This window comes from Prochlorococcus marinus str. MIT 9211 (assembly GCF_000018585.1).
GTDB classification, from domain to species: domain Bacteria; phylum Cyanobacteriota; class Cyanobacteriia; order PCC-6307; family Cyanobiaceae; genus Prochlorococcus_D; species Prochlorococcus_D marinus_B.
The window spans coordinates 113019-134545 of the sequence record NC_009976.1 but is presented as its reverse complement, the minus strand read 5'-3'; the positions used below and the strand labels follow the sequence as shown (position 1 = coordinate 134545).

At 37.0% G+C, this 21527-nt stretch carries 26 protein-coding genes; 14 read left to right on the top strand and 12 right to left on the bottom strand.

Annotated elements, in window-relative coordinates; translation table 11 throughout:
* Positions 1 to 24: 24 nt before the first annotated feature.
* Positions 25 to 723 carry a J domain-containing protein gene (locus P9211_RS00665; RefSeq protein ID WP_012194693.1) on the top strand — a complete coding sequence of 233 codons (699 nt, stop codon included), beginning with the start codon at positions 25 to 27 and terminating at the stop codon, positions 721 to 723.
* 16 nt (positions 724 to 739) lie between these two features.
* Here P9211_RS00665 and ndhO read toward each other — a convergent pair whose 3' ends face one another.
* Complete coding sequence (gene ndhO, locus P9211_RS00660; RefSeq protein ID WP_012194692.1) at positions 740 to 988, bottom strand: NAD(P)H-quinone oxidoreductase subunit O; 249 nt, start codon at positions 986 to 988, stop codon at positions 740 to 742.
* 81 nt (positions 989 to 1069) lie between these two features.
* On the opposite strand from ndhO, the gene P9211_RS00655 reads away from it, so the two are divergent.
* The gene (locus tag P9211_RS00655; protein WP_012194691.1) at positions 1070 to 2002 is read left to right on the top strand and encodes a TIGR01777 family oxidoreductase; all 933 of its coding nucleotides are present in this window, start codon (positions 1070 to 1072) and stop codon (positions 2000 to 2002) included.
* Positions 2003 to 2021: 19 nt separating this feature from the next.
* Here P9211_RS00655 and P9211_RS00650 read toward each other — a convergent pair whose 3' ends face one another.
* The 3 genes from P9211_RS00650 to P9211_RS00640 are packed head-to-tail and all read right to left on the bottom strand — an operon-like array spanning position 2022 to position 4099.
* Positions 2022 to 3245, bottom strand: a complete 1224-nt coding sequence (locus tag P9211_RS00650; RefSeq protein WP_012194690.1) for a lipid-A-disaccharide synthase-related protein — start codon at positions 3243 to 3245, stop codon at positions 2022 to 2024.
* 1 nt (position 3246) lies between these two features.
* A complete protein-coding gene (locus tag P9211_RS00645) occupies positions 3247 to 3666 on the bottom strand; it encodes a tetratricopeptide repeat protein (protein ID WP_012194689.1) in 420 nt (139 codons plus the stop codon).
* 40 nt (positions 3667 to 3706) lie between these two features.
* Positions 3707 to 4099, bottom strand: a complete 393-nt coding sequence (locus tag P9211_RS00640) for a HesB/IscA family protein (RefSeq protein WP_012194688.1) — start codon at positions 4097 to 4099, stop codon at positions 3707 to 3709.
* A 109-nt stretch (positions 4100 to 4208) separates the two neighbouring features.
* On the opposite strand from P9211_RS00640, the gene zds reads away from it, so the two are divergent.
* Together zds and P9211_RS00630 are read left to right on the top strand one after the other, a co-directional pair.
* Positions 4209 to 5645: a 9,9'-di-cis-zeta-carotene desaturase gene (gene zds, locus P9211_RS00635; RefSeq protein WP_012194687.1), complete on the top strand. Its 1437-nt coding sequence runs from the start codon at positions 4209 to 4211 to the stop codon at positions 5643 to 5645.
* A gap of 24 nt (positions 5646 to 5669) precedes the next feature.
* Positions 5670 to 6143 (top strand): SRPBCC family protein, encoded by a 474-nt coding sequence (locus P9211_RS00630; protein WP_012194686.1) that lies wholly within the window; start codon positions 5670 to 5672, stop codon positions 6141 to 6143.
* Here the strand turns inward: P9211_RS00630 and P9211_RS00625 are convergent.
* From P9211_RS00625 to P9211_RS00610, 4 genes are read right to left on the bottom strand one after another with little or no spacing between them, the layout of a single operon-like run.
* Positions 6140 to 6988, bottom strand: a complete 849-nt coding sequence (locus P9211_RS00625; RefSeq protein WP_012194685.1) for a uroporphyrinogen-III synthase — start codon at positions 6986 to 6988, stop codon at positions 6140 to 6142. The two genes, P9211_RS00630 and P9211_RS00625, sit on opposite strands and share 4 nt — an antisense overlap.
* Positions 6970 to 8601, bottom strand: coding sequence for a glycoside hydrolase family 3 protein (locus P9211_RS00620; protein ID WP_012194684.1), 1632 nt, complete (start codon positions 8599 to 8601; stop codon positions 6970 to 6972). Before P9211_RS00620 ends, P9211_RS00625 begins: the two co-directional genes overlap by 19 nt.
* A gap of 2 nt (positions 8602 to 8603) precedes the next feature.
* On the bottom strand, positions 8604 to 8996 hold the full coding sequence (rbfA, locus tag P9211_RS00615) for a 30S ribosome-binding factor RbfA (protein ID WP_012194683.1): 393 nt from the start codon (positions 8994 to 8996) through the stop codon (positions 8604 to 8606).
* A 2-nt stretch (positions 8997 to 8998) separates the two neighbouring features.
* Positions 8999 to 9205 carry a DUF751 family protein gene (locus P9211_RS00610; RefSeq protein WP_012194682.1) on the bottom strand — a complete coding sequence of 69 codons (207 nt, stop codon included), beginning with the start codon at positions 9203 to 9205 and terminating at the stop codon, positions 8999 to 9001.
* 59 nt (positions 9206 to 9264) lie between these two features.
* Here P9211_RS00610 and P9211_RS00605 point away from each other — a divergent pair, with 59 nt between their 5' ends.
* Positions 9265 to 9990 carry a glutathione S-transferase family protein gene (locus P9211_RS00605; RefSeq protein ID WP_012194681.1) on the top strand — a complete coding sequence of 242 codons (726 nt, stop codon included), beginning with the start codon at positions 9265 to 9267 and terminating at the stop codon, positions 9988 to 9990.
* 38 nt (positions 9991 to 10028) lie between these two features.
* Entirely contained in the window at positions 10029 to 10289 is a 261-nt protein-coding gene (locus tag P9211_RS00600) for a chlororespiratory reduction protein 7 (RefSeq protein WP_012194680.1), read from the top strand.
* Here the strand turns inward: P9211_RS00600 and P9211_RS00595 are convergent.
* Complete coding sequence (locus tag P9211_RS00595; protein ID WP_012194679.1) at positions 10246 to 10839, bottom strand: shikimate kinase; 594 nt, start codon at positions 10837 to 10839, stop codon at positions 10246 to 10248. The two genes, P9211_RS00600 and P9211_RS00595, sit on opposite strands and share 44 nt — an antisense overlap.
* Before the next feature lie 52 nt (positions 10840 to 10891).
* On the opposite strand from P9211_RS00595, the gene P9211_RS00590 reads away from it, so the two are divergent.
* The 6 genes from P9211_RS00590 to petL all read left to right on the top strand — a co-directional run bounded on the left by P9211_RS00590 (position 10892) and on the right by petL (position 15052).
* Positions 10892 to 11782, top strand: a complete 891-nt coding sequence (locus P9211_RS00590) for a 6-pyruvoyl trahydropterin synthase family protein (RefSeq protein WP_012194678.1) — start codon at positions 10892 to 10894, stop codon at positions 11780 to 11782.
* A 34-nt stretch (positions 11783 to 11816) separates the two neighbouring features.
* Positions 11817 to 12485, top strand: a complete 669-nt coding sequence (locus tag P9211_RS00585) for a RibD family protein (protein ID WP_041390985.1) — start codon at positions 11817 to 11819, stop codon at positions 12483 to 12485.
* Between the two features lie 12 nt (positions 12486 to 12497).
* Entirely contained in the window at positions 12498 to 13670 is a 1173-nt protein-coding gene (locus P9211_RS00580; RefSeq protein ID WP_012194676.1) for a GNAT family N-acetyltransferase, read from the top strand.
* A gap of 26 nt (positions 13671 to 13696) precedes the next feature.
* Positions 13697 to 13915: a hypothetical protein gene (locus P9211_RS00575; protein ID WP_012194675.1), complete on the top strand. Its 219-nt coding sequence runs from the start codon at positions 13697 to 13699 to the stop codon at positions 13913 to 13915.
* Positions 13916 to 14481: 566 nt separating this feature from the next.
* On the top strand, positions 14482 to 14886 hold the full coding sequence (locus P9211_RS00565; RefSeq protein WP_012194673.1) for a DUF4346 domain-containing protein: 405 nt from the start codon (positions 14482 to 14484) through the stop codon (positions 14884 to 14886).
* A 73-nt stretch (positions 14887 to 14959) separates the two neighbouring features.
* Positions 14960 to 15052 carry a cytochrome b6-f complex subunit PetL gene (gene petL, locus P9211_RS10040; protein ID WP_041390976.1) on the top strand — a complete coding sequence of 31 codons (93 nt, stop codon included), beginning with the start codon at positions 14960 to 14962 and terminating at the stop codon, positions 15050 to 15052.
* Here the strand turns inward: petL and rimO are convergent.
* The gene (gene rimO / locus P9211_RS00555; protein ID WP_012194672.1) at positions 15049 to 16437 is read right to left on the bottom strand and encodes a 30S ribosomal protein S12 methylthiotransferase RimO; all 1389 of its coding nucleotides are present in this window, start codon (positions 16435 to 16437) and stop codon (positions 15049 to 15051) included. The genes petL and rimO overlap by 4 nt on opposite strands.
* A gap of 93 nt (positions 16438 to 16530) precedes the next feature.
* On the opposite strand from rimO, the gene P9211_RS00550 reads away from it, so the two are divergent.
* The gene (locus tag P9211_RS00550) at positions 16531 to 17475 is read left to right on the top strand and encodes a vitamin K epoxide reductase family protein (protein ID WP_041390974.1); all 945 of its coding nucleotides are present in this window, start codon (positions 16531 to 16533) and stop codon (positions 17473 to 17475) included.
* Here P9211_RS00550 and nadB read toward each other — a convergent pair.
* Together nadB and P9211_RS00540 are read right to left on the bottom strand one after the other, a co-directional pair.
* Positions 17462 to 19150: an L-aspartate oxidase gene (gene nadB / locus P9211_RS00545; protein WP_012194669.1), complete on the bottom strand. Its 1689-nt coding sequence runs from the start codon at positions 19148 to 19150 to the stop codon at positions 17462 to 17464. The genes P9211_RS00550 and nadB overlap by 14 nt on opposite strands.
* 18 nt (positions 19151 to 19168) lie before the next feature.
* Entirely contained in the window at positions 19169 to 19855 is a 687-nt protein-coding gene (locus P9211_RS00540; RefSeq protein WP_012194668.1) for a DUF3120 domain-containing protein, read from the bottom strand.
* Positions 19856 to 20117: 262 nt separating this feature from the next.
* Between P9211_RS00540 and P9211_RS00535 the strand changes: the two genes are divergently transcribed.
* Positions 20118 to 21512, top strand: coding sequence for a TIGR03279 family radical SAM protein (locus P9211_RS00535; RefSeq protein WP_012194667.1), 1395 nt, complete (start codon positions 20118 to 20120; stop codon positions 21510 to 21512).
* The last annotated feature ends 15 nt before the right edge of the window (positions 21513 to 21527 follow it).

Below are 21527 nucleotides of genomic sequence, written 5' to 3'. Positions count from 1 at the left end.
ACTCTCTTCCACAAATATTAATTTATGAAAATCAATCCTTATCAAATACTCCAAGTATCAGAGAAAGCCAGTTTTAAAGAAATAAAGTCTGCCTATAGAAAATTAGTCAAAAAATATCATCCAGATAAGGGTGGTGATGAAAAGACAATTCTGAATATTAATGCAGCCTGGGAAATACTAAAGAGCAAAGGAACAAAAGATTCATATGATAAAGAAAAACAAGATATTAGCTTCTACAAAAATAAAGATATTAAGAAAAATTGTGAGACTGTTTATCAAGCTGATTCATCGAAACAAAACCACAAAGAAAGTTCAATAAGGGATTTATCACTAGCTTTATGGATAAAAGAAGTATACATGCCGATAGATAGATTGGTGTATGAGATTATTAGTCCTTTTTCAAAAAAACTAAAAGAGCTATCAGCAGACCCTTATGATGATTATCTTATGAATAGCTTCTGCAATTACATTGATAAAAGCCAAAAAAAAATGAAAAAAATTCATCAAATTTATTCTTCTCGTATAACTCCTAAATCAGTTAAAAGCTTTAGTTTAAACCTTTATCATTGTTTCTCTGAATTAGAAGATGCCTTGCATGAATTTAGCATTTATAGTCAAGGCTATGTAGATGATTATCTTCATGATGGGCAAGAAATGCTTAATCAAGCAAAGAAAAAACGTCTTTTACTTCGAAAAGAAAAGCAACATCTGACTATTGCATAATTTTATAAATTCACTTTCATTCAGCCCAAGCTTTTAGTTGATCAATTCTTAACCATACATCAGGCACAGGTCTTCTCCATCTAACTTGTGCATAGTCACCTTTAACCATCAAAATCTCACCAGGACCTTCAAAAATATATTGAGGGGGCAATGCATCACTAGCCAAAGCTTCCAAGCTTGACTCATATGCTTCACGATTCACTAGTACTAATGAACCCTTTTTCAAGGGTTTTGGCTTTGGAACTGAAAAAGAGCTGTCAGTCATAGAAAAAAGAGATGAGATATAAACTCAGTCATAATTAGTTTCTAGCATCAAGTTTAGTTCTATCAATGCTATGAGGACCTTATGAAATTACTTCTTCTTGGTTGTAGTGGTTTTATTGGCCGAGAACTAGTGCCACAATTAATACAAGCAGGCCATTTTGTTACGGTTGTAAGTAGAAAAAGTCAAAGATCATCCCCTTTCCAAATAAAAAGCGAAAATTACTCTTATATCTCGTTAAATCCAGCATCTGCAATTAGTTGGGAAAGTGCCAACCTTCAAAAGGCAATCATTGAGTCTGAAGGGGTAATTAATCTTGTGGGAGAACCTATAGCAGAAAAGCGTTGGACAAAGAAACATTGTCAATTAATCGCAAATAGTCGATTGGATTCGACCAAGCATTTAATTAATGCGATGGTTAGATCAAAAAACCCCCCAAAAGTTCTAGTTAATGGATCCGCTATTGGTTTTTATGGAACTAGTCAAGATGCAGTGTTCAGTGAAGAAAGCTCATCAGGAAAAGACTTTCTAGCAAATCTATGTAAAGAATGGGAGAGTATTGCTGCTCAAAAGCCAAACAGAACAAGACTAGTAGTCATCAGAATAGGAATAGTTCTTGAAAAAGATGGGGGAGCATTAGGGAAAATGCTACCAATATTTAGATCAGGGTTTGGAGGTCCTTTAGGTAATGGTATGCAATGGATGAGCTGGATTCATAGAAATGATTTATGCAAGATTATTGAAAAGGTTCTTACAACTCAGTCTTTCTCAGGGCCAATTAATTGTGTATCTCCCAATCCTGTTCGCATGAATACATTTACTCAAACGTTAGGAAAAAGTTTAAATCGCCCAAATCTTTTACCAGTGCCAGGTGCAATTCTCAAGTTACTCTTAGGAGATGGAGCTAAAGTTGTTCTTGAGGGACAAAAAGTAAATTCAAAAAAGTTAAAAAGGTTAGGATTTATCTTCAAACACCCTCAACTAGAAAGTGCTATAAATGCTGTATTGAATAATTAAAAAGTATTTAGTCAGTATATTATACATAGTTATTTATCAATAAACAATTATCTTCGATAGAGTCTGTAATTCTTCTTGTTCCACCTTCTTTCCCAAGACGAAGTAAAGCTTGCTTCATGCATTCATCCTTTAATCGATTATCTCTCTTAACCCTCTCATATAATTTCATAATAAGATTCGCAGTATCTTTCGAAGTACTACCTTTTTGACGAATACTTTTCTCAGCACAAAATACTGTTGGACCAAGCAGTCTTCTCTGAGCCTCTGCAAAAGAAGAGGTGAACTGAGGACCTAATCCAGGCAATTGGACCACAGGTTTTGCAAGGCCAACAACCTGCTCAGCTGCGGTCCCAGCCATAGCTAGCAATAAATCGCTACTCTGCACTACTTCTACAAATGAATCCCAATAAACATTAACATTATAATTACCATTAAATAATTGAATTAACTTACTTTTAGTACCTATTGTTCTTATATTCCAGCCACATTTAAGCATTAAAACTTCCAAATCTTCTTTAGTCATAGAGCCTACCAACGCAATGTCTATGCTTCCATTCGGATAAGTAAATATTTCTTCTGGCAGGAAAGTCAGAACTTGCATTATTGCATTTAAATTATTATCTAGTTCAGGTCTTCTACTGCCAGGCAATAGACCTAGTCTGATATTAACTTCAGGCAATACTCGAGCTTTTTTAGTAAATACAGGATCCATAAAAGGGTTACCTAGAAATAATACTTTGCGCTGAAGTTGAATACTTAAATCATCTGCGGTTAATTGATCTCTACAATATATCTCTAAAAATCTTCTGCTTAATAAGCAATTCTTACAGGGCCAAGGCAATCGGAGTTTACCTTCATAATGACTTGAGTAAGCGACTAAATAAACTACAGACGGCCGACGACTAAGCCAAGCAGCAAAAACCGGAACAACATCACCAACTATTACTAAAAGATCGTAATTCTTAGCGAGCCTTAATAACCTTAGGAAATTACGAACTAAATACATTAATTGACCCTCAAATAGTTCAGTTAAGCGCCCCATAAAACTTGTATAGCCAATACCACCAGTACTAAATTCTTGACAAAAACCAAAATTTATTATTCCACGTTTCTTATATTCATTACCTTTACCCACAAAAGAAAAAGAATGTATTGTATGGCCATTCTCTTGCAATTGCATGCCTAATAATGCACCTGATAAATCTTCGCCATGCCCATTACTTATCAATAAAATTTTTGACAAATTAAAAGTCCAGCCAGGTTTTAATTTTCTTTAATGATTGCCACTCAGGTTTTCTGCTTAAACCATCTTCTATAGAAATTTTTAATTCTTTCTCAACTTCAGGAACAAACATCAATGCTTTTTTCACAAACTCAATATGATCTCGAACCCCCTTTGAATTTGTCTCCAGTAAAGCAAGGCTTAAATTCACTCTAGCTTGGGGATCTTGTCCATTTAGCCTCACAGCCATTCTCGCAGAGCGAAGAGCATCTTCTTTCAAGTCGCAGAGCAATTGCAACCAAGCAAGGCATGTCCAACCGGCAGATTGGTTAGGAGAAATAGACGTAATCTTCTCGAACTCTTTTAAAACTTCTTTCACATCTTCTCCAGCTTGATATCGAGACATCGCTTGATCAAAAAGGTTGTCCTGATTACTCTCCATGGTTGGTTTCTGTGTAGATTAAAAAATAATTAAAGCTGATTCAAACAGCAAAAGAACTGCCACATCCACATGTTTGAGTTGCATTTGGGTTGGTGAAGTTAAATCCACCACCAATTAAATCAGTACTGAAATCCAGTTGCATTCCATAAATATATAAAAGACTTTTAGGGTCACAAACAACCTGAAAAGATTTACCTCCAGGCGACTGATATTCATAGGTTTCATCAACTTCTTGAATCTCTTGATTGGAGATAAAATCCATTGTGTAACTCATTCCACTGCAACCACCAGAGCGAACCCCAACACGAAGCACTTTATCTTTGCCTTGTTCACTACATAATCTGGCCAACTGATTCATGGCCGTTTGAGTAATGATGATGCCTTTCCCATCACGAGCGGTATGGGTTTCAACAACTGGCTGTGATGTGCTCATAAATGATCGGAATGCCTTAAGGTCACTTTATTGAGAAACTTAGTGTTTTGTCTTCTGGAAAATGGAACCTCTTATTAATAGAGTTATTAAATTGTTTCTATAAAAACAGGTGAAAGTTGCAATAGTTGGCTCTGGTCTTGCAGGACTGTCTGCAGCAGTAGACCTTTTGGATGCTGGGCATTCAGTAGATCTTTATGAAGCCAGGCCTTTCGTAGGAGGGAAAGTCGGCAGTTGGGAAGATCCCGAAGGCAATCATATAGAAATGGGATTACATGTATTTTTCTTCAATTACACCAATCTTTTTTCATTAATGAAAAAAGTTGGCGCAATTGAAAATTTATTGCCCAAAGATCACACTCATCTATTTGTAAATAAAGGTGGAGACCTTAAATCTCTGGACTTTCGCTTTGCTTTGGGGGCTCCATTTAATGGCCTAAAAGCTTTTTTTACAACCCCTCAACTGAATTGGATAGATAAATTACGTAATGCACTAGCTCTAGGCACTAGTCCAATCGTGCAGGGACTAGTTGATTATGAAGGGGCAATGAAAACCATCAGAGCTCTGGATTCAATAAGTTTTCAAGAATGGTTCTTAAGTCATGGTGGGAGTCTTAATAGCATCGACCGAATGTGGAATCCAATTGCTTATGCTCTAGGTTTTATTGATTGTCAATCAATTTCAGCAAGATGCATGTTGACGATATTTATGATGTTTGCTGCTAAAACTGAGGCTTCGAAGTTAAACCTGCTAAAAGGTTCTCCTCACAAATGGCTTACAAAGCCAATTTTAGAATATATCGAAAAGAAAGGTGGAAAGCTAAATCTCAGACATCGTGTTAAAGAAATATGTTTTGAAAATAATGTTGATACCAAAGTCACTGGAATCATAGTCAATACACCCTCAGGTGAAATCCGTGTTGAAGCCGACCAATATCTTGCAGCTTGCGATGTTCCTGGAATACAAAAAATCATTCCTAAAGAATGGCATAAGTTCCCTCTCTTTTCTGCAATTAATAACCTCGAAGCTGTCCCCGTAGCAACTGTTCAGCTACGTTATGACGGATGGGTAACTGAGCTCAATAATGATTCAGCTAAAGTTGATCTTCAAAATCCTGCAGGTCTAGACAATCTTTTATATACAGCAGATGCAGACTTCAGCTGTTTTGCAGATCTTGCAATAACCAGTCCAACAGATTATCGGAAAGAAGGCCTAGGCTCATTACTACAATGTGTTCTTACACCAGGTGATCCATGGATTTCACAATCCAATGAAAATATTGTTCTTCATACTGATTCTCAAGTAAGAGAGCTTTTCCCATCTTCAAAAGACCTAAATCTAATGTGGAGCAATGTTGTAAAGCTTGCAAAATCTCTATATCGGGAATCACCAGGTATGGAACCCTATAGACCTAAACAATCTACTCCTGTGAGTAATTTCTTTTTAGCAGGAAGTTATACCCGTCAGGATTACATTGATTCTATGGAGGGTGCGACTATGAGCGGTCATCTAGCTGCTACTGAAATCCTAAAAAGCTCAGTAGCTTAAAAATAATCATTCAAATTTCTAATTATGGGACATTGGCTAGAACATACAGTCATCAATGACATAGAAGCTCCTATTGAGAAAGTCTGGAACGTATGGAGTGATTTAGAAGCTATGCCTCTTTGGATGACATGGATTGAATCCGTAAAGACAGTTGATGACGAAACAAAAATACTTCCTGACATTACTGAATGGACATTAGCTGCAAATGGTTTCCGGTTTAAATGGAAAGCAAAGATAAATGAAAGGATTGACAAAGAAAGTTTGAAATGGGAATCTATTGGAGGCTTGCCAACGAAAGGGTGTGTTTACTTTTACCCTGAAAAAGACAACTTAACCAAAGTAAAGTTAATCATTTCATATGAACTACCAAGAATGATAGCCCGATTAATGGAAAAGAATATACTAGGAAATCTAGTCACTAATGAACTACAAACGAATCTGGATAATTTTAAAGAGCTGGTAGAAATACGTTATAAAAATAATGAAGTACTAGATTAATTTTTAGTAGCTGCAATACAAGCACAAACCAAACCTTCTAAATCATGTGGATCAGCTTCTTGATCGATTCTATCAAAATATTTTTTACAGCTAATACTTGTCTGAGGACCTATAGAAACTAATTTAATTCCTAAGAGCTTTTTCTGCCATTTACTTTCAAAATATTTAGACATTAATTGAGCTGTATGCACTACAGTTTTGCTACTTGTGAAAGCAATTACATCTACCTTTCCATTATCTAAAGCATCAACTGTTTCTCCTGGAATCTCCTCTGGACATCGTGATTCATATGCAGATACTTGAACAACTTTTACACCTGCATCTCTAAAGGCTTCCGTCAAAATAGGTCTACCACCACTTTGCACTCTAGGGAATAACATCCTTAATCCCAATCCCGACACTGGAAAATTCTTAATCAAACTGTCTGCCACGAATTTTGGAGGTACAAAGTCAGCTTCCACTCCATATATCTCTAAAGACTTAGCTGTTTTCTGACCCACTGCTGCAATCTTTAATCCGCTTGGTCGTGAAGACAAGGAACGACCAGTGAGAGACAATCTACTCTCAACAGCTTTCACTCCATTGCTACTGGAAAAAATAATCCAATGAAAAGTCTCTAACTCAGACAAAGCATCATCAAGAGGTCGCCAATCATCAGGTGGGCCAATAACTAGAGCAGGAAGCTCTAAGACATTCGCACCCATCATTTCAAATGATCTACGAGCCTCAACTTGTTGATCTTGAGATCTTGTAATAACAATTGTTTTGTCTTTTAGAGAAAAGCTTTTATCAAAATTCATAGCTATGCATATAAATTTGCTGGTAATTAATTTATAAACTCCCATTGAGATGGTGAGATATCAACTTTCATTTTTTTGCTGTCCAATAAACATTGCAATGCTTTTTCCTGAGCCAATGGCATTTGGCCTGGACTAAAAACAAACGGAACTGTAGGTTCCAAAACATTTTGAAGGTCATTCCATAAAAAGGAATCGCCATACAGTATCAAACCCGCTAATCGCTTAGAACGCTGCAATTGCATAATGACTGAGATCCAAGGCTCTTGTAGAGGCTCATCTCCTTGAAATGGATTACCTCTGATAAAAAGCTGGAGAAGAAAAGCGCTATCTGAAAACTTTTCCAAAGCAAGCGGCTCTTTCACATTATTTTGCCAAGGTGAAATCCCTGAAGGGTGAGTAATTACATTTCTAAAGCCATACTGCTCAGGAATCACAAGAGCAGGAGATGAATGATTCAAAATTGGATTAGAGTACAAATTATCTACACGAATTAAATTGATGAGTGATTTATAATTATCAATTATCAAGGTATTTCTAGACTCTATAGAAATGTCAATAAGTTTTTCAGCAAAAAAGGAAACTTTTTGATTTTCAAAAGCATTCTTTTCGCAAGAGGTCGCAGGTTTTTCACTGTTCAACTGTGCAAGTGCAAGTTGACGTCTTTGTAAAGAATCTTCCAATCTTGAAATAGGTAATCTTCCAGAAATTAAAGACTCCACAATTGCATCTATTGCTTCAGAAGGGTTTTGAGGCATCAAAATCAAATCAGCGCCAGCTTCAAATGCCATTACAGCAGCAGAACCACTGCTGAAGGTCTTAGATATAGCTCGCATTACCAAAGCATCGGTGACAATCATGCCTTCGAAACACATTTTCTTTCTTAAAAGATCCGTCAAAATTCTTTTTGAGAAAGTGACTGGGTAATTACAATCAACCCTATTTAAAATCAAGTGAGCGCTCATAATACTGCTCACTCCTTGTTGAATTAAAGCCTGAAAAGGTGGAAGTTCTATTTCAGCTAAGCGAGAAAGATCATTATCTAAAACTGGCAATTCTAAATGTGAATCAACTTTAGTATCGCCATGACCTGGGAAATGTTTAGCGCATCCCAGTACTCCTTGAGAAGTTAGGCCCCTATGAAAAGCACATGCAAGATCTGCAACAGTCTGAGGATTATCACTCCATGCCCTCATATTGATAACAGGGTTGAGAGGGTTACTATTAACATCACAAACTGGAGCTAATACCCAATTCAATCCACAAATAACTGACTCATAACCAATTAAAGCTCCATAGTGCTCAGCTAGTGAAATTGCATATTCAGGCTCTTTAAGATAAATCCTTCCTAAAGCCATTGGAGGGATCAACCAAGTCCCTCCTTGAAATCGTTGTCCTACTCCCTCCTCCACATCAGCACATAAAAAAATCGGCTTTCCTGCCCACATTCGAAGTTGTGCACACCGATTTGTGATTTCCTCAATCGAACCTCCATACAAAATCACACCACCCACCCCTTCTTCGAGAAATTGCTGTAATCGATGATTGGTCAATTCCCAATTGGGATATTCCCTCAATGCATCCAACGAATGTCCACTAGCGCGTATAACAAAGATTTCAGAAACCTTGCGTCGAAGAACCTGGCGATCAAACGAAGGCATCGCTAAAAATTCATTCCTTCAGAAATTTCATCTTTGTTTTTTCTCTCTTCTTCAAGTTTTCCCAAAAGATCTAATACTGAAGAGCCTTTCTCCATCCCCTTATCTAATTTAAAAACAATTTCTGGGGCTCTCCTCATTTGCAATCTTCTACCCAACTCACCCCTCAAAAATCCACTAGCTGCTTGTAAACCAGAAAACGCCTCTTCTCTTTTTGGATCCTGGCCAAAAATACTCACAAAGATTTTGCAGTGCTGTAAATCTCCTGAAACCTCTACTTCAGTAATAGTTACCATACTGGAAGCAACTCTTTCATCCCTTATTCCATCAAGCAATAGTTGACTCATTTCCTTTCGAATGAGAGCAGAAACTTTTTCAACACGACGACCATGTGCCATAACTAAATCATTGATGAAGGGAAAACCATTGCTTTCACTACAAAATAAAGAGTCATAGCAGCACTAATAAAAGCTGCTATGAGTGCTATTGCTGTGAGAGGATTTTTACTTCTGCGAATTAATGGTTGAAGAAACGCCGTAAAGATTCCAAGGATGATCGTAATGAGATATTTGGGATATCTAGAAACATTTGAAAAAAACTCACCCATTGGAGTCACTCTTGCATACATTTAATATCTACTCTGCCCTTCTTTGAGAGCAAAGTTTTATGTTGGAACTATATCAATTTCGCCATTCGTCCTTTTGCTTAAAGGTAAGAATGGCGTTACAGGCAAAAGCAATAAGTTACAGAGTTATTGAAGTGATGCCTGGAATAGGTCAAATGAATGTATTTCGTCTGTCTGGACAAAGGCAAGTGCCAGTCATAGTAGACAACGGAAATATAATCGCTGATTCAAGTGAAATTATTAAATATTTAGAAGGCATTGAGGCTGAACCTAAGCTTTTCCCTAATGACCCCAAAGAAGCAGCTCAGGCTCATATCATTGAAGATTGGGCAGATACCACTTTAGCGAAGGCTGCCAGAAGAGCCCTCTTACAAGCAGCAGCTATTGACGAAGACTTAAGAGTAGCTCTTTTACCAGACGAGCTTCCAGCTTCACTCAAGCAAATCATTGGTGGTATTCCTTGCCAATTCATTAATGAAATTAGTGACTTAGTAAATAATGAACAAGAGGCATCTCTCCTAGAAAGCTTAGAAAAGTTGTCAAGTCTGGTGAATACAAAAAAATGGTTAGTGGGTAATGAACTTAGTATTGCGGACCTTGCAGTAGCAGCGCAGTTATCGCTAATAAAGTTTCCGACTTCTTCAGGGATACGCCTTGCCAACAAAGGCTGTAAAGGTTTTAGTGATAATCCAATACTCAAGAACTTATTTGATTGGCGCGATCAATTAGAAATAGATTTAATGGAATTTTCTTCTGCCGGATCATAAAAAGAAAGAAGCTTACCAACTGTTCAAAAGTGATTGTCATGTCAAATCCTCTAATTCGCGCTTGTGACCACTATGTAGTTCTTGAACCTGGTCAGGAAGAGAGATTTTTAGATAAAGATGAAACCTTGTTTTGGTTAGAGAGTTGGTTAGGTAAATTACAAGAACTACCAAAAGATCTCAAAAGCCAAGGCTCAGTAGAATCTGCTGCTCAAAGATTATTAGATACAGCATGTGATCTTGAAATCAAACCAGGGTTTACTCTTCAATGGTTTGCCGTCCGTCTAGACCCTCATCTTTAAGAAGCAACAATTGCAAGTTAGTGCATATACCAATTGCAACGTCATCTGGAGACTCTTCCCGAACAGAAAGATGTACATCCGATTCCAAATAAATAGGCAAGCGCTCCTTAAATAAACAGTCAAAGTTATCGTCAAGGTTTTTTTGAAGTAATGGTCTCGGTGTTTCATCAGAGCGCAATCTTGACAAAGCAATCTCACGATCTAGATCAATCCAAATAACAACACCTTGATGCAATATTCCCCAATTTTCTGGTCGAGTAACAATACCTCCGCCAGTTGCTACAACTAGAGAATGTCTCTGACCAATCTCTTGCAAAATTTGCGTTTCTATCTCTCTAAAGCCAATTTCACCTTCTTGGTCAAAGATTTCTGAAATGGATTGATTAGTAACTTTTTCTATAACATCATCAACATCAACAAAACCATACGAAAGTTTTTTAGCTAAAACTGGGCCTGTTCGTGACTTCCCAGATCCCATCATCCCTACTAAATAAAGATTACGACCTCCTAACTTTTTACATACTTGATTGAAACGAGATAAATCATCCATAAAGACAGAAAGCAAGAAAGCTACTTAAGATGAATGTTGATGTGAAACTTTTATGACTGAGATCACATCTCATACAAATCATGGCAAAGGACGCTCTTGTGTAATCACACGTAGAGCATGCTTTAGCTCAAGCCATCGTTACTGGCTACCAGAATTGTCAGATGATGATAACGCTTCTTGCTTTGGTAACTGTGCATTAGCTCCAGGCCATGGACATAATTATGAGTTAATTGTCTCTATGGCAGGAGAACTCGATAGTGATGGAATGGTTCTTAATCTTTCAGAAGTGAAGCATGCAATCAGGCAAGAAGTTACCAATCACCTTGACTTTCGTTTTTTAAATGAAACATGGCCTGAATTTGATATCAGCACTTCTGAAGGTTGTTTACCAACTACTGAAGCATTAGTGCGAATCATATGGAATCGACTCCAACCTCACCTTCCCATCGTTTCACTTAGACTTTACGAGCAGAAAAGCCTATGGGCGGACTACAGTGGAGAAGATATGAATGCTTACCTAACTATTCAGAAACATTTTGCAGCAGCTCATCGGCTAGCGAGGGAAGAGCTTTCTCCAAATGAAAATGAAGTAATCTATGGAAAATGTGCTCGACCCCATGGGCATGGTCATAACTACCTAGTTGATATAACTGTCAAAGGTGCGATAGATAGTAGAACCGGAATGATATGTGATTTGTCTGCATTACAAAAACTAGTTGATGATTTAGTTATAGAGCCTTTCGATCACACCTTTTTAAATAAAGATATTCCATTTTTTGCGAAATGTGTTCCAACTGCGGAAAATATTGCTCTTCATATTGCAGACCGGCTAGTCGAGCCAATCAAAGAAATTGGGGCTACTTTGCACAAAGTCCGACTGCAAGAGAGTCCTAACAATGCAGCCGAAATCTATCCAAACGATTCAAGTTGTCAAAATATCTAATAGATTAAAGAGCTAATGGGTAATCATTAAAATTTTGAGTTTGCCTTGGGTGAAGCTTGTATTAGCTATAAGCTTAGATGGAAGGATAGGTTTTAGTGATAAGCCAGGGCAACATATTGGCGGCAAAGGAGACAGAGATGTTTTAGAACAAGCTTTAGCCTGGTCTGATGCAACATTAATGGGTGCTGGTACATTAAGAGCACATAAAAATACCTGTCTAATTAAGAATCCTAAATTAATTAAACAACGTTCTTTTAATAGAAAAGGCGCTCAGCCAATTTGCATAGTAGTTAGTAAAGAAGCAAATTTTATCCCTCAATGGCCTTTTTTTGACCAACCGATTAGGCGTTGGTTGTTAACAAGAAAAAGAATTGAAACATTAGACATATGCTCAGCTTTATTTGAGAATATATTAGAATTTGACAATAATTTGACAGAGACTTTAGCTACACTAAAAAAGAAGGGTTTATCTAAAATAGTTCTTCTAGGTGGTCCAGACTTGGTTGAATCATTTTTAATAGAAGACAAGATTAATGAATTGCAAATTACTATTATTCCTAAAGTATTAGGAGGTGAAAAACTATGGGTAAATTCTAATAACCTTCCTAATAACCTTACTAAATCAAATTCTTGGATATTAAAAAAAACAGAATACTTAGAAGGAAATGAATTAATGCTGCAGTATATAAGAAATTATGCTTAAAGCATTGATTCTATGGGAAACATTTTAGCAACTTGGCATAAATCAATTGAAGAAATACCAAAAGAATATTGGAAAGATCTTCAGGATAAAGATTCGCACCCTTTCTTTGAATGGGATTGGCTTTATTCATTAGAACATTCTGGGAGTATTTCGCCAAAGCTTGGCTGGCAACCTATACATCTAGGAATCTGGAAAGATAATAAGCCTATAGCACTTGCACCTCTATATTTAAAAAATCACAGTTATGGAGAATTTATATTTGATCATTCATTTGTAAAATTATCTGAAGAATTAGGACTTAGGTATTATCCAAAACTTATAGGGATGAGTCCGCTAAGCCCAGTAGAAGGGTATAAATTCTTTATTTCACCAGAAGAGAATGCAGAGGAAATAACAATAAGAATGTTAGAGATTATAGATACATTCGCAATACGAAATGGGATACTAAGTTGTAACTTCCTTTATGTAGATCCTAAATGGAAGAAAATAGCAGAGAAGTCAAAATATTTACCATGGTTGAATCGACAAAGCATATGGCAATCTCAGGGTGAAAAGAACTTCGATGAATATCTTGATAAATTTAATTCTAATCAAAGACGAAATATCAAAAGAGAGCGCAAATCTGTTCAGAAATCTGGTTTAGTAATTTCAACAATAAGTTCAAATGAAATTGACCAGAGCATCTTAAATACTATGTATCATTTATATAAACAACACTGTGCCAAATGGGGAGTATGGGGAAGCAAATATTTAACAAAAGAATTCTTTACAAGTCTAGAATTAGAAAGCCAAAGAGATAAACTTTTATTCTTTAGTGCACATCATGGAAACAAAAAAGAACCAGTCGCTATGTCGCTATGTATAAAAAATAAAAACATGCTATGGGGTCGATATTGGGGAAGTAAGGAAGAAATTGATTGCCTACATTTCGAAGTTTGTTATTACTCTCCAATTACATGGGCAATTAAGCATGGAATCAAAAGCTTTGATCCTGGCGCAGGAGGATCGCACAAAAGTAGACGTGGATTTGTTGCTACTCCTAGAACCAGTCTGCACAAGTGGTATCAAAGAGATATGAATCAGCTGATAAAAGAATGGCTTCCAAAGATCAACAGTTATATTAATGAAGAAATCAATACATCAAACAATGAAGTTCCTTTTAAATCCAATGCTCCAGAACTATAGTTTTTATATAGTTTTTTAATAAGTCTATGGAAGACCAAGGAAATATAAAAAGCGAGAATCAATCTGATCCTGAATCTAAGGGGCTTTTACAGTATGACAATGACGATAAACAAGTTCTATTCAGGTTATTTGGAGTTGAAATGACTGCACCTAAAGGATTAAAGAATCCAAGAATTGTATATATATCATTTATTGTTGTTAATCTAATATTACTACTAGCATTAAAGAGTTTGATCTCTAATTAGACTCAAGTCCATTTCTTAATAGTTAGTTGAGATCCACAATATGTACACTTTTTCTCATCGTTTCTCATCATAGATAAAGGCAGGAATCGATTAAATGAGAACCAATTCAAACATAAATTACAATAGCCAATAAATTTCAACCTCATAATTAAACAGGCAATTTCTTCTTCAAATAGTTACCAGTTTCTTTTTGGTAGGTTTTTTTAATCTTTAATCGATGGTTCTTCTCACTAAGAATAGTGTTGCCAGTGCCAAAGCTATTTTCAGTAGATTTCAAGTTGGCCTTAGAATTTCCAGATAATTCTCTAGTAAGTAAAGCTAGTTCACTTCTAGACCTAATTAGAGGGAAAAGCATTACAAGCCTATATTTCTTGATACTAATCATTCCGCAAAAAAACGAAAGATCAAGTCTTGCTTATCAATATGTACCAAGAAAAATCTATTTTCCCAAAAAACCATCTTTTCATATGAAAATAAAATATCGAATTTGATTGATCATGCGTAAAATATTCATACATCAAAAAGCTTTTTGAATTCCATATTTATGCTGATTGGACACTGAATCTATGATCCAAAAAATGTACTCTGAAGCATTATCGAAAGAAATAGCAAATATTGATGAAAAACATTCCAGGCGATTTATAGCCTTAGATCCAAAGGGTTACTTTATAATTAAACTAGATCAGGACACTAAGGAAATTATTGTAGAGCACTATAAAAACGATATAGATAAGCTTGGTAGAGCAATTGATCCTGATACAGGCAAACCAATTAAATGTGAAAAAGGTGAAAAGCGTTGTCCAAACAAGGTTTATAAAGGTCAAACTGCAAAAGAGCTAGGTATCAAACTCTCAGAAGTAGAAAAAGAGACTATACTTATCAGTCGTTTAGATCATGCGTTATATCTAGGGAGAGAACTCCAAAAGGCTGAATACTGCCTCATTCATGGAATTGCATATGTTCAAGACTAAAAATCAAACCTCCTTTACTCCTGAACAAATCATAGATTAATCTGTTCGAATAGTGTTGGATCATTTTTCTAGAATGGGAATTGTTTTTTACTTCGGCATAGTTGTACTTGGCCTAGGAGCAGCTTTTGCTATACAAAAAATATTAAAAGCAATCAAGTTGATTTAATTTAAATGATTTATTTCACCTGTTAGATCATATAGCTCAGAGCCTGTAATCAATGCAGGAACTATCTTCCCATGAAGATCATTAAACAAAACTTGGGAGGGACGCAATCTAACTTCTCCATCAACCTCAGGAGCAAATCTAGCTGAGCGGCCAATTAACTCTCCTGTCGCAAGATCTTCACGTTCAATCAAAACGTCTACAGTTTGTCCTATTAAGGCTTGGTTTTTGGCAGCTGATATAGGTTGTTGAATAGCAACAAGTTTATCTTTTCTAGCTTGTGCAATTTCAAAAGGCACCTGATTAGGAAGTTTTGCAGCCTCAGTACCCTCTTCTCTGGAGAAAGCAAATACTCCAACATGATCAAATTTCTGGTTTTCTACAAAAGCACAAAGATGGTCAAATTGTGCTTTTGTCTCTCCAGGAAAGCCAACTATTAAGGTTGTGCGCATAACAGCTTCTGGTAATTGCTCTTTAATCCGATTAAGCAGAGCAGAGCTAACATCTGATTGCCAAGGGCGATTCATTGCTCTTAAAACATCTGGATGACTATGTTGCAAAGGCAAGTCAAAATATGGCAATACGTTGGGTACTTCCTTATATGCCAAAACAACTTCTGGAGTTAAACCGGTTGGATAAGCATAATGAATACGAATCCAAGGAATATCTACATGACTAAGTGCTCTTAAAAGGTCTGCAAGATAAGGCCTTCCATATAGGTCCATTCCATAATTAGTTGTGATCTGACTAATTAAAATTAATTCTTGAATACCTTCTTTGGCTAATTGGTTCGCTTCATTAACAATTGATTGAACAGATCTGCTACGTTGATTTCCTCTCAAAGTTGGAATAATGCAAAAAGCGCATCGGTAATTACATCCTTCAGCGACCTTTAAATACGAAACAAATCGACCAGTTGTCCTATAGCGAGGTAGGTTTTCATCGCCAACAAACTTAGGATTTTCACTTACTTGGTTAACTCTTTCCCCCTGACGAACTCTTTGAAGCACTTCAATAATATTTTGATAATCTCCAGTGCCAACAATAGCTTTGGCTTCGGGGATAGATTCAAGCAACTCACTTTTAAAATGTTGAGCCAAGCAACCAGCAATAATTATTTCTTTACCCTGGTCTGCTAGTCCTACTAATGCGCGAACAGATTCTTCACGAGCTTGCTCGATGAAACTGCAAGTATTCACTACAACAACTTCTGCATCATCAGTATTGCTACTAACGCCATAACCTTCACTAGCCAACAACCCCATCATGTGTTCAGTATCTACTAAGTTCTTCTCACAACCAAGATGCAAAAAAGCTACTGAGGCATTGCAATGATTAGAGAGCACAGCATCATTATTTTTAGGTTCCTTGAAAACAGATGTATGCATTAACTCAACTCCAAGCAAAATAAAATTCTTTTAATCAAAATAAAAGCTTCTTGCGCAGAAAGCTGCAAGAATTGAAAAGTCTTTCTGATGAATATGAGCTCATCTCGCCTTAAAAGTCGACGCCGTAATGAACAGGGCTCCAAAGTGGCAAGAATTACCATTGCAATACTTTCAACAATAGGAGTAATAGATACAGGTTCTATCACACTACATAAATGGGGATGGGTTGGCGCACTTACCTGTCCCGGTGGTGCCGCAGGGTGTGACAAAGTTCTAAATAGTCCATGGGGCAATATTTTTCAGGGGAATGGTTATTCAATTCCCCTGTCTTTTATTGGTTTTCTCAGCTATTTGACAGTATTAATTTTAGCAATATTGCCTTTCCTTCCAATACTTGCTGAAAGAAAAAGGGATTTCTCAAGAGCTACATGGTGGAGTCTGTTTTTTCTCTCAACTGGTATGGCTATTTTTAGCCTTCTTCTAATTGGGATAATGCTTTTAAAAATAAAAGCATTTTGTTTTTTTTGTATTCTTTCGGCATTTCTTTCAATATCAATTTTAATTTTAACTATGATTGGAGGAGCATGGGATGATCCAAGAGAAATGATATTCAAAGGTTTCCTAATATCAATTACTGTATTACTAGGTGGTTTAATTTGGTCCTCATCTGTTGACTCAAGTCCATTAAAGGCTGGGCTAAATCCTGAAGCAGGTTCAGCCCCAATAGTACTTTCAAAAAGCACACCTTCTGCTATAGCCCTTGCAGAACATTTAACCTCTATAGGAGCAGTTAAATACTCTGCATATTGGTGCCCTCATTGTCATGAGCAAAACGAAATGTTTGGGAAGGAAGCAAGTTCGAAGCTTTTATTAGTGGAATGTGCTCCAGATGGAATCAATAGCCAAACTAAGCTTTGCCAAGAAAAAGAAATCACAGGATTCCCATCATGGGAGATAAATGGAAAAATTGAAGCTGGAATAAAGTCTCTAAATGAATTAGCAAATATTAGTAATTACAAAGGTCCTAGGGATTTCTAGAAAGTGAATTTTCAATTGGCCTTGTAGCAATTTCTTTGCCTAAAATTTGCCTCGAGTGGCACTTCCAAAAAGGTAATTGGTGAGGTGAATCGCGTCTAAAATGTCCTCCTCTACTTTCCTTTCTGAATAAGCAAGCTTGCAACATTAATAAACTACTAAGTTGTCTATGACTTAAATCCAAAAGAAGATTTAAAGACTTACGGTTACTTTCATTGAAATAATTACATATATCAATATTTTGATTTCTAAGAAATTCTAATAATGGCTCCTTATTTAAACAATCAAGATCCTTTTTAATAGATCTGATTGCATACATCATTCCTTTTTCTGTTCTATCTACACCTGCTTGCTTCCAACATAATTGCCTTAAATCTTCAATAGCATTTGTTAAATAATCAGTACTTAATTTTCCCTGTAGTGGGATTGATGAATCAACTGTAATTAGCTCTTTGGTAATGCGTGGCAACTTACAACTATCTATTAACTCAATTGCTGACATTTTCCTAGCGAATACAAGACATTCCATCAATGAATTACTTGCTAATCTATTTGCTCCATGAACACCAGTACAAGCAACCTCGCCAACTGCATAAAGACCTGATAAGGATGTTGCAGCATTCAAATCCGTGGCAACACCACCCATCCAATAATGTGCTGCCGGTGCAACTGGAATTACAGTTTTCATAGGGTCTACACCAAATTCTCTACATCTTTGAAGAATGGAAGGAAACCGAGTTTCAATTTTCTTTGGAGGAATCCGCGTTAAATCCAGGCCTAAATGATTTACTTTCTGGCTTTGCATAGCTTGAAACAAAGCCCTACTAACTTGATCTCTTGAAGCGAGATCTTTCCTTGCTAGATGAGACACAGGACTATTGCCAAAATGATCAACTAAAACAGCACCTTCACCTCGGACAGCTTCAGAGATTAAAAAGCATGAAGCTCCTTTCAGCTTTAAAGCAGTAGGGTGAAATTGAACAAATTCAAGATCCTCTATAGCTGCGCCTGCGTTCCAAGCCAAGGCCAAGCCTTCTCCACATGCTTGAGCAGGATTAGTAGTGTTTTTAAACAAATGACCACCGCCCCCTGAAGCCAAAACCACTGCTCTTGACAAAACAGAGTGCAAATAAGGTCCATCTAGTAGCTGCACTCCAAAACAATGATTATTGTCAACTAAAAGTTGAGTAACTCGAACGCCTCGTCTATGAAGAATATTAGAACGCTGTTCAACTTGATCCCTAAGCACCTCTACTAATGCTCTTCCTGTGCGATCCTGAACATGCAAAACCCTTCTATGAGAATGAGCAGCCTCTAAGGTTGTAGCAAGGCCATTGTTATCTCTATCAAATTCCATTCCCAAATTCTGTAGACGCTGAACACATTTAGGGGCTTCTTCGACAAGCATTTTTACTGCATCAGAATCGCATAACCCTGCTCCTGCCTTAAAAGTATCTTCTGCATGACTTGCAAAACTATCTTCAAATCGAGTGACTGCCGCTATCCCTCCTTGAGCCCATCGACTAGATGACCTTTTGCTGGTATTTCTATTTAAAAGCAATATTTTCAAATTAGAAGGCATCTCAAGACAAGTCATTAGACCAGCCGCGCCAGCACCTATGACAACTACATCCCAATAAGTAGGAATAAGGGAATTAGAAGTATTACTAAGCCTCATAAATCTTTCATGAGTTCATTAAATCAAGCCACTTAGTTTTGGTTGGATCAAAGTTGTTATGAAGAACAACCCGTCAACCCAGAGTGTTGTAGTCAAGGCAGCACTTGCCACCAACCAAGTACCTCCTTCCAAAGAACTTGCAAGATTACCTCTTTGCCGCATTTGATCAGATATACAAACTATCAAAAGCGCAGCTATCAATAGCATTGCTAGGGAAATTGGGTTCAAAAGATTTAAAGCTGTTGAATGAAGAGTCTCAGCAGCATTGTCAAAAGAAGAATTAACAACATCAGGCCATTGCTTCATAACCCCTGTCAAAACCATCATTAGATCAGTAAAAGCTGTCCCCAATAAACAAGACAAGTAAAACCCTGCGCCTATTCGCCATCTAGAGGTGATTCCTAAAAAAGCAGCAGGAAGGGCCACAGCTTCGACAGGCAGATGAAGCACTGGATACATTCGCAACCAACCCCAAAACAAGCACCCTCCTAACCAACTTCCACTTACCCCCACTAAAAGAGATCCAATCCGAGACCATTTTGCATTAATTAAATCTTCTAAAAGTATTCCCCCTAGTAACAGGACAAAAGTAAACAACAGCGCTGACAATGGATGAAAATGGACCCAAGGAGCTTGCAAAAAGACAGGAAGAACCACAAGCGTACTAGCCCAAAATTGCAATGTTCTTGGGTTAGACAAATACACCTCTGAGCAATCAGTGGGCTTGTTAGTGGAGAAGAAATTGTTCAGGATGCTTTAAGAACAAATAGAAAAGGGCAGGAAGAGAAGTTTTTCTTATTATTAAATAACTTACTAAATTAAGAAATTCGTGAAAGATAGATTAAGACCTTTCCACATTATAAGAAGCCCCAAAGCTTGTTTGCGAAATTCGAATTAAGCAGACTGCATGACTGTTGCTAATAGAATAACGATGCTTCCCTCTCAAAACATTCAATCCTGTTGACCTGTGTGGAACGAACCCTCTCTGAGCGTTGCAGAAAAAACCCAACAATCAAATGGCATTAAAGATCCTAGACCTGCAGTAGTTGAATCTGTGGAGCCTGGGTCCATTGGAGAAGACCTTGGGTTTGAGCCTGGCGATCAAGTTATCAGTATTAATGGAGTAAAACCTAGAGATCTCATAGATTATCGGTATCTAATAGTTGAAGAAGAGCTCGACCTAGAAGTGATTGATAAAACTGGAAAAGTACATCAGATCAATTTTGAGAAAGATAATGATGAAGGTCTAGGCTTAGCTTTTACGGAAGCCCTATTTGATGGGATTAATCAATGTAATAATCAGTGTCCTTTTTGCTTTATAGATCAACAACCTGAAGGACGGAGAAAAAGTTTGTATATCAAAGATGATGATTTTCGGATGAGCTTCCTATATGGCTCTTATTTAACCTTGACCAATCTAGGGGAAAAGGATTGGGGAAGAATTGAGAAGCAACGTCTATCCCCTCTCTTTGTCTCTGTGCACGCTACAGATCCAAACCTAAGGATCAAGTTATTAAACAACAACCGAGCAGGATTAATAATGAAGCAAATAGAGTGGTTTTCCAAGCGAAATCTACAATTGCATGCTCAAGTTGTTGTTTGTCCTGGTCTTAATGATGGGAAAGCTTTAGAGAACACTTTGAATGATCTCTTTAGATATTCTAAGGGTGAATGGCCTGTAATTCTTTCCACAGCTGTGGTACCAGTGGGTCTGACACGTTTTCGTCCAAAAAATGATTGTCTAAAGCCTGTTGATACAAAATGTGCAAAAACAGTTATTGATCAAGTAGAAAGGCTGCAAGAAAATTACAAATCTTTTATTGGAACTAATTTTGCATGGCTCTCAGACGAATGGTATTTATTAGCAGGGAAAGAATTGCCTAGAAGAGAATCATATGAAGATCTTCCACAAGAAGAGAATGGAGTAGGAAGCATCCGATCGTTTTTAGAAAGCATGGATCAAGCTACCCAACACCTCCCCAAAAAAATAAATACCCCAAGGCAGTGCAGCTGGGTTGTAGGGAAGCTTGTCGAAGATGCGCTCAAACCTGCATGTGCAAGGCTAAACAAAATAGATCTTTTTTCAATAAATCTATTTGGCCTTTCAAGTACATACTGGGGGCAAGACAAAGTAGTTACAGGGCTACTGACTGGTCAAGATCTGATCCAAGGCTTGCAGAATGAAAATCTAGGAGAGAGACTGTTAGTCCCGTCAGTAATGCTGAGGCATGAAATGCCAATTTTTCTAGATGATATGCATATAGATGAAGTGAGCAAAGCGCTAAAAATCCCTATAGATATAGTTTATAGTCCTTCAGACTTCATAAATAAAGCGATAGGAAAAGGGAAGAATGTAACCTAGTATTTTTCCAAAAAG

Excerpts from the sequence above, each read along its gene's own strand:
- P9211_RS00645 (WP_012194689.1), bottom strand. The coding sequence starts at position 3,666 with ATGGAGAGTAATCAGGACAACCTTTTTGATCAAGCGATGTCTCGATAT.
- petL (WP_041390976.1), top strand. The coding sequence starts at position 14,960 with ATGGGAATTGTTTTTTACTTCGGCATAGTTGTACTTGGCCTAGGAGCA.
- P9211_RS00625 (WP_012194685.1), bottom strand. The coding sequence starts at position 6,988 with ATGGGAGTTTATAAATTAATTACCAGCAAATTTATATGCATAGCTATG.
- P9211_RS00590 (WP_012194678.1), top strand. The coding sequence starts at position 10,892 with ATGACTGAGATCACATCTCATACAAATCATGGCAAAGGACGCTCTTGT.
- ndhO (WP_012194692.1), bottom strand. The coding sequence starts at position 988 with ATGACTGACAGCTCTTTTTCAGTTCCAAAGCCAAAACCCTTGAAAAAG.
- P9211_RS00640 (WP_012194688.1), bottom strand. The coding sequence starts at position 4,099 with ATGAGCACATCACAGCCAGTTGTTGAAACCCATACCGCTCGTGATGGG.
- P9211_RS00550 (WP_041390974.1), top strand. The coding sequence starts at position 16,531 with ATGAGCTCATCTCGCCTTAAAAGTCGACGCCGTAATGAACAGGGCTCC.
- P9211_RS00605 (WP_012194681.1), top strand. The coding sequence starts at position 9,265 with ATGTTGGAACTATATCAATTTCGCCATTCGTCCTTTTGCTTAAAGGTA.
- P9211_RS00620 (WP_012194684.1), bottom strand. The coding sequence starts at position 8,601 with ATGCCTTCGTTTGATCGCCAGGTTCTTCGACGCAAGGTTTCTGAAATC.
- P9211_RS00665 (WP_012194693.1), top strand. The coding sequence starts at position 25 with ATGAAAATCAATCCTTATCAAATACTCCAAGTATCAGAGAAAGCCAGT.
- P9211_RS00575 (WP_012194675.1), top strand. The coding sequence starts at position 13,697 with ATGGAAGACCAAGGAAATATAAAAAGCGAGAATCAATCTGATCCTGAA.
- P9211_RS00630 (WP_012194686.1), top strand. The coding sequence starts at position 5,670 with ATGGGACATTGGCTAGAACATACAGTCATCAATGACATAGAAGCTCCT.
- rimO (WP_012194672.1), bottom strand. The coding sequence starts at position 16,437 with ATGCATACATCTGTTTTCAAGGAACCTAAAAATAATGATGCTGTGCTC.
- P9211_RS00655 (WP_012194691.1), top strand. The coding sequence starts at position 1,070 with ATGAAATTACTTCTTCTTGGTTGTAGTGGTTTTATTGGCCGAGAACTA.
- P9211_RS00610 (WP_012194682.1), bottom strand. The coding sequence starts at position 9,205 with ATGGGTGAGTTTTTTTCAAATGTTTCTAGATATCCCAAATATCTCATT.
- P9211_RS00580 (WP_012194676.1), top strand. The coding sequence starts at position 12,498 with ATGGGAAACATTTTAGCAACTTGGCATAAATCAATTGAAGAAATACCA.
- P9211_RS00600 (WP_012194680.1), top strand. The coding sequence starts at position 10,029 with ATGTCAAATCCTCTAATTCGCGCTTGTGACCACTATGTAGTTCTTGAA.
- nadB (WP_012194669.1), bottom strand. The coding sequence starts at position 19,150 with ATGAGGCTTAGTAATACTTCTAATTCCCTTATTCCTACTTATTGGGAT.
- P9211_RS00595 (WP_012194679.1), bottom strand. The coding sequence starts at position 10,839 with ATGGATGATTTATCTCGTTTCAATCAAGTATGTAAAAAGTTAGGAGGT.
- P9211_RS00565 (WP_012194673.1), top strand. The coding sequence starts at position 14,482 with ATGATCCAAAAAATGTACTCTGAAGCATTATCGAAAGAAATAGCAAAT.
- rbfA (WP_012194683.1), bottom strand. The coding sequence starts at position 8,996 with ATGGCACATGGTCGTCGTGTTGAAAAAGTTTCTGCTCTCATTCGAAAG.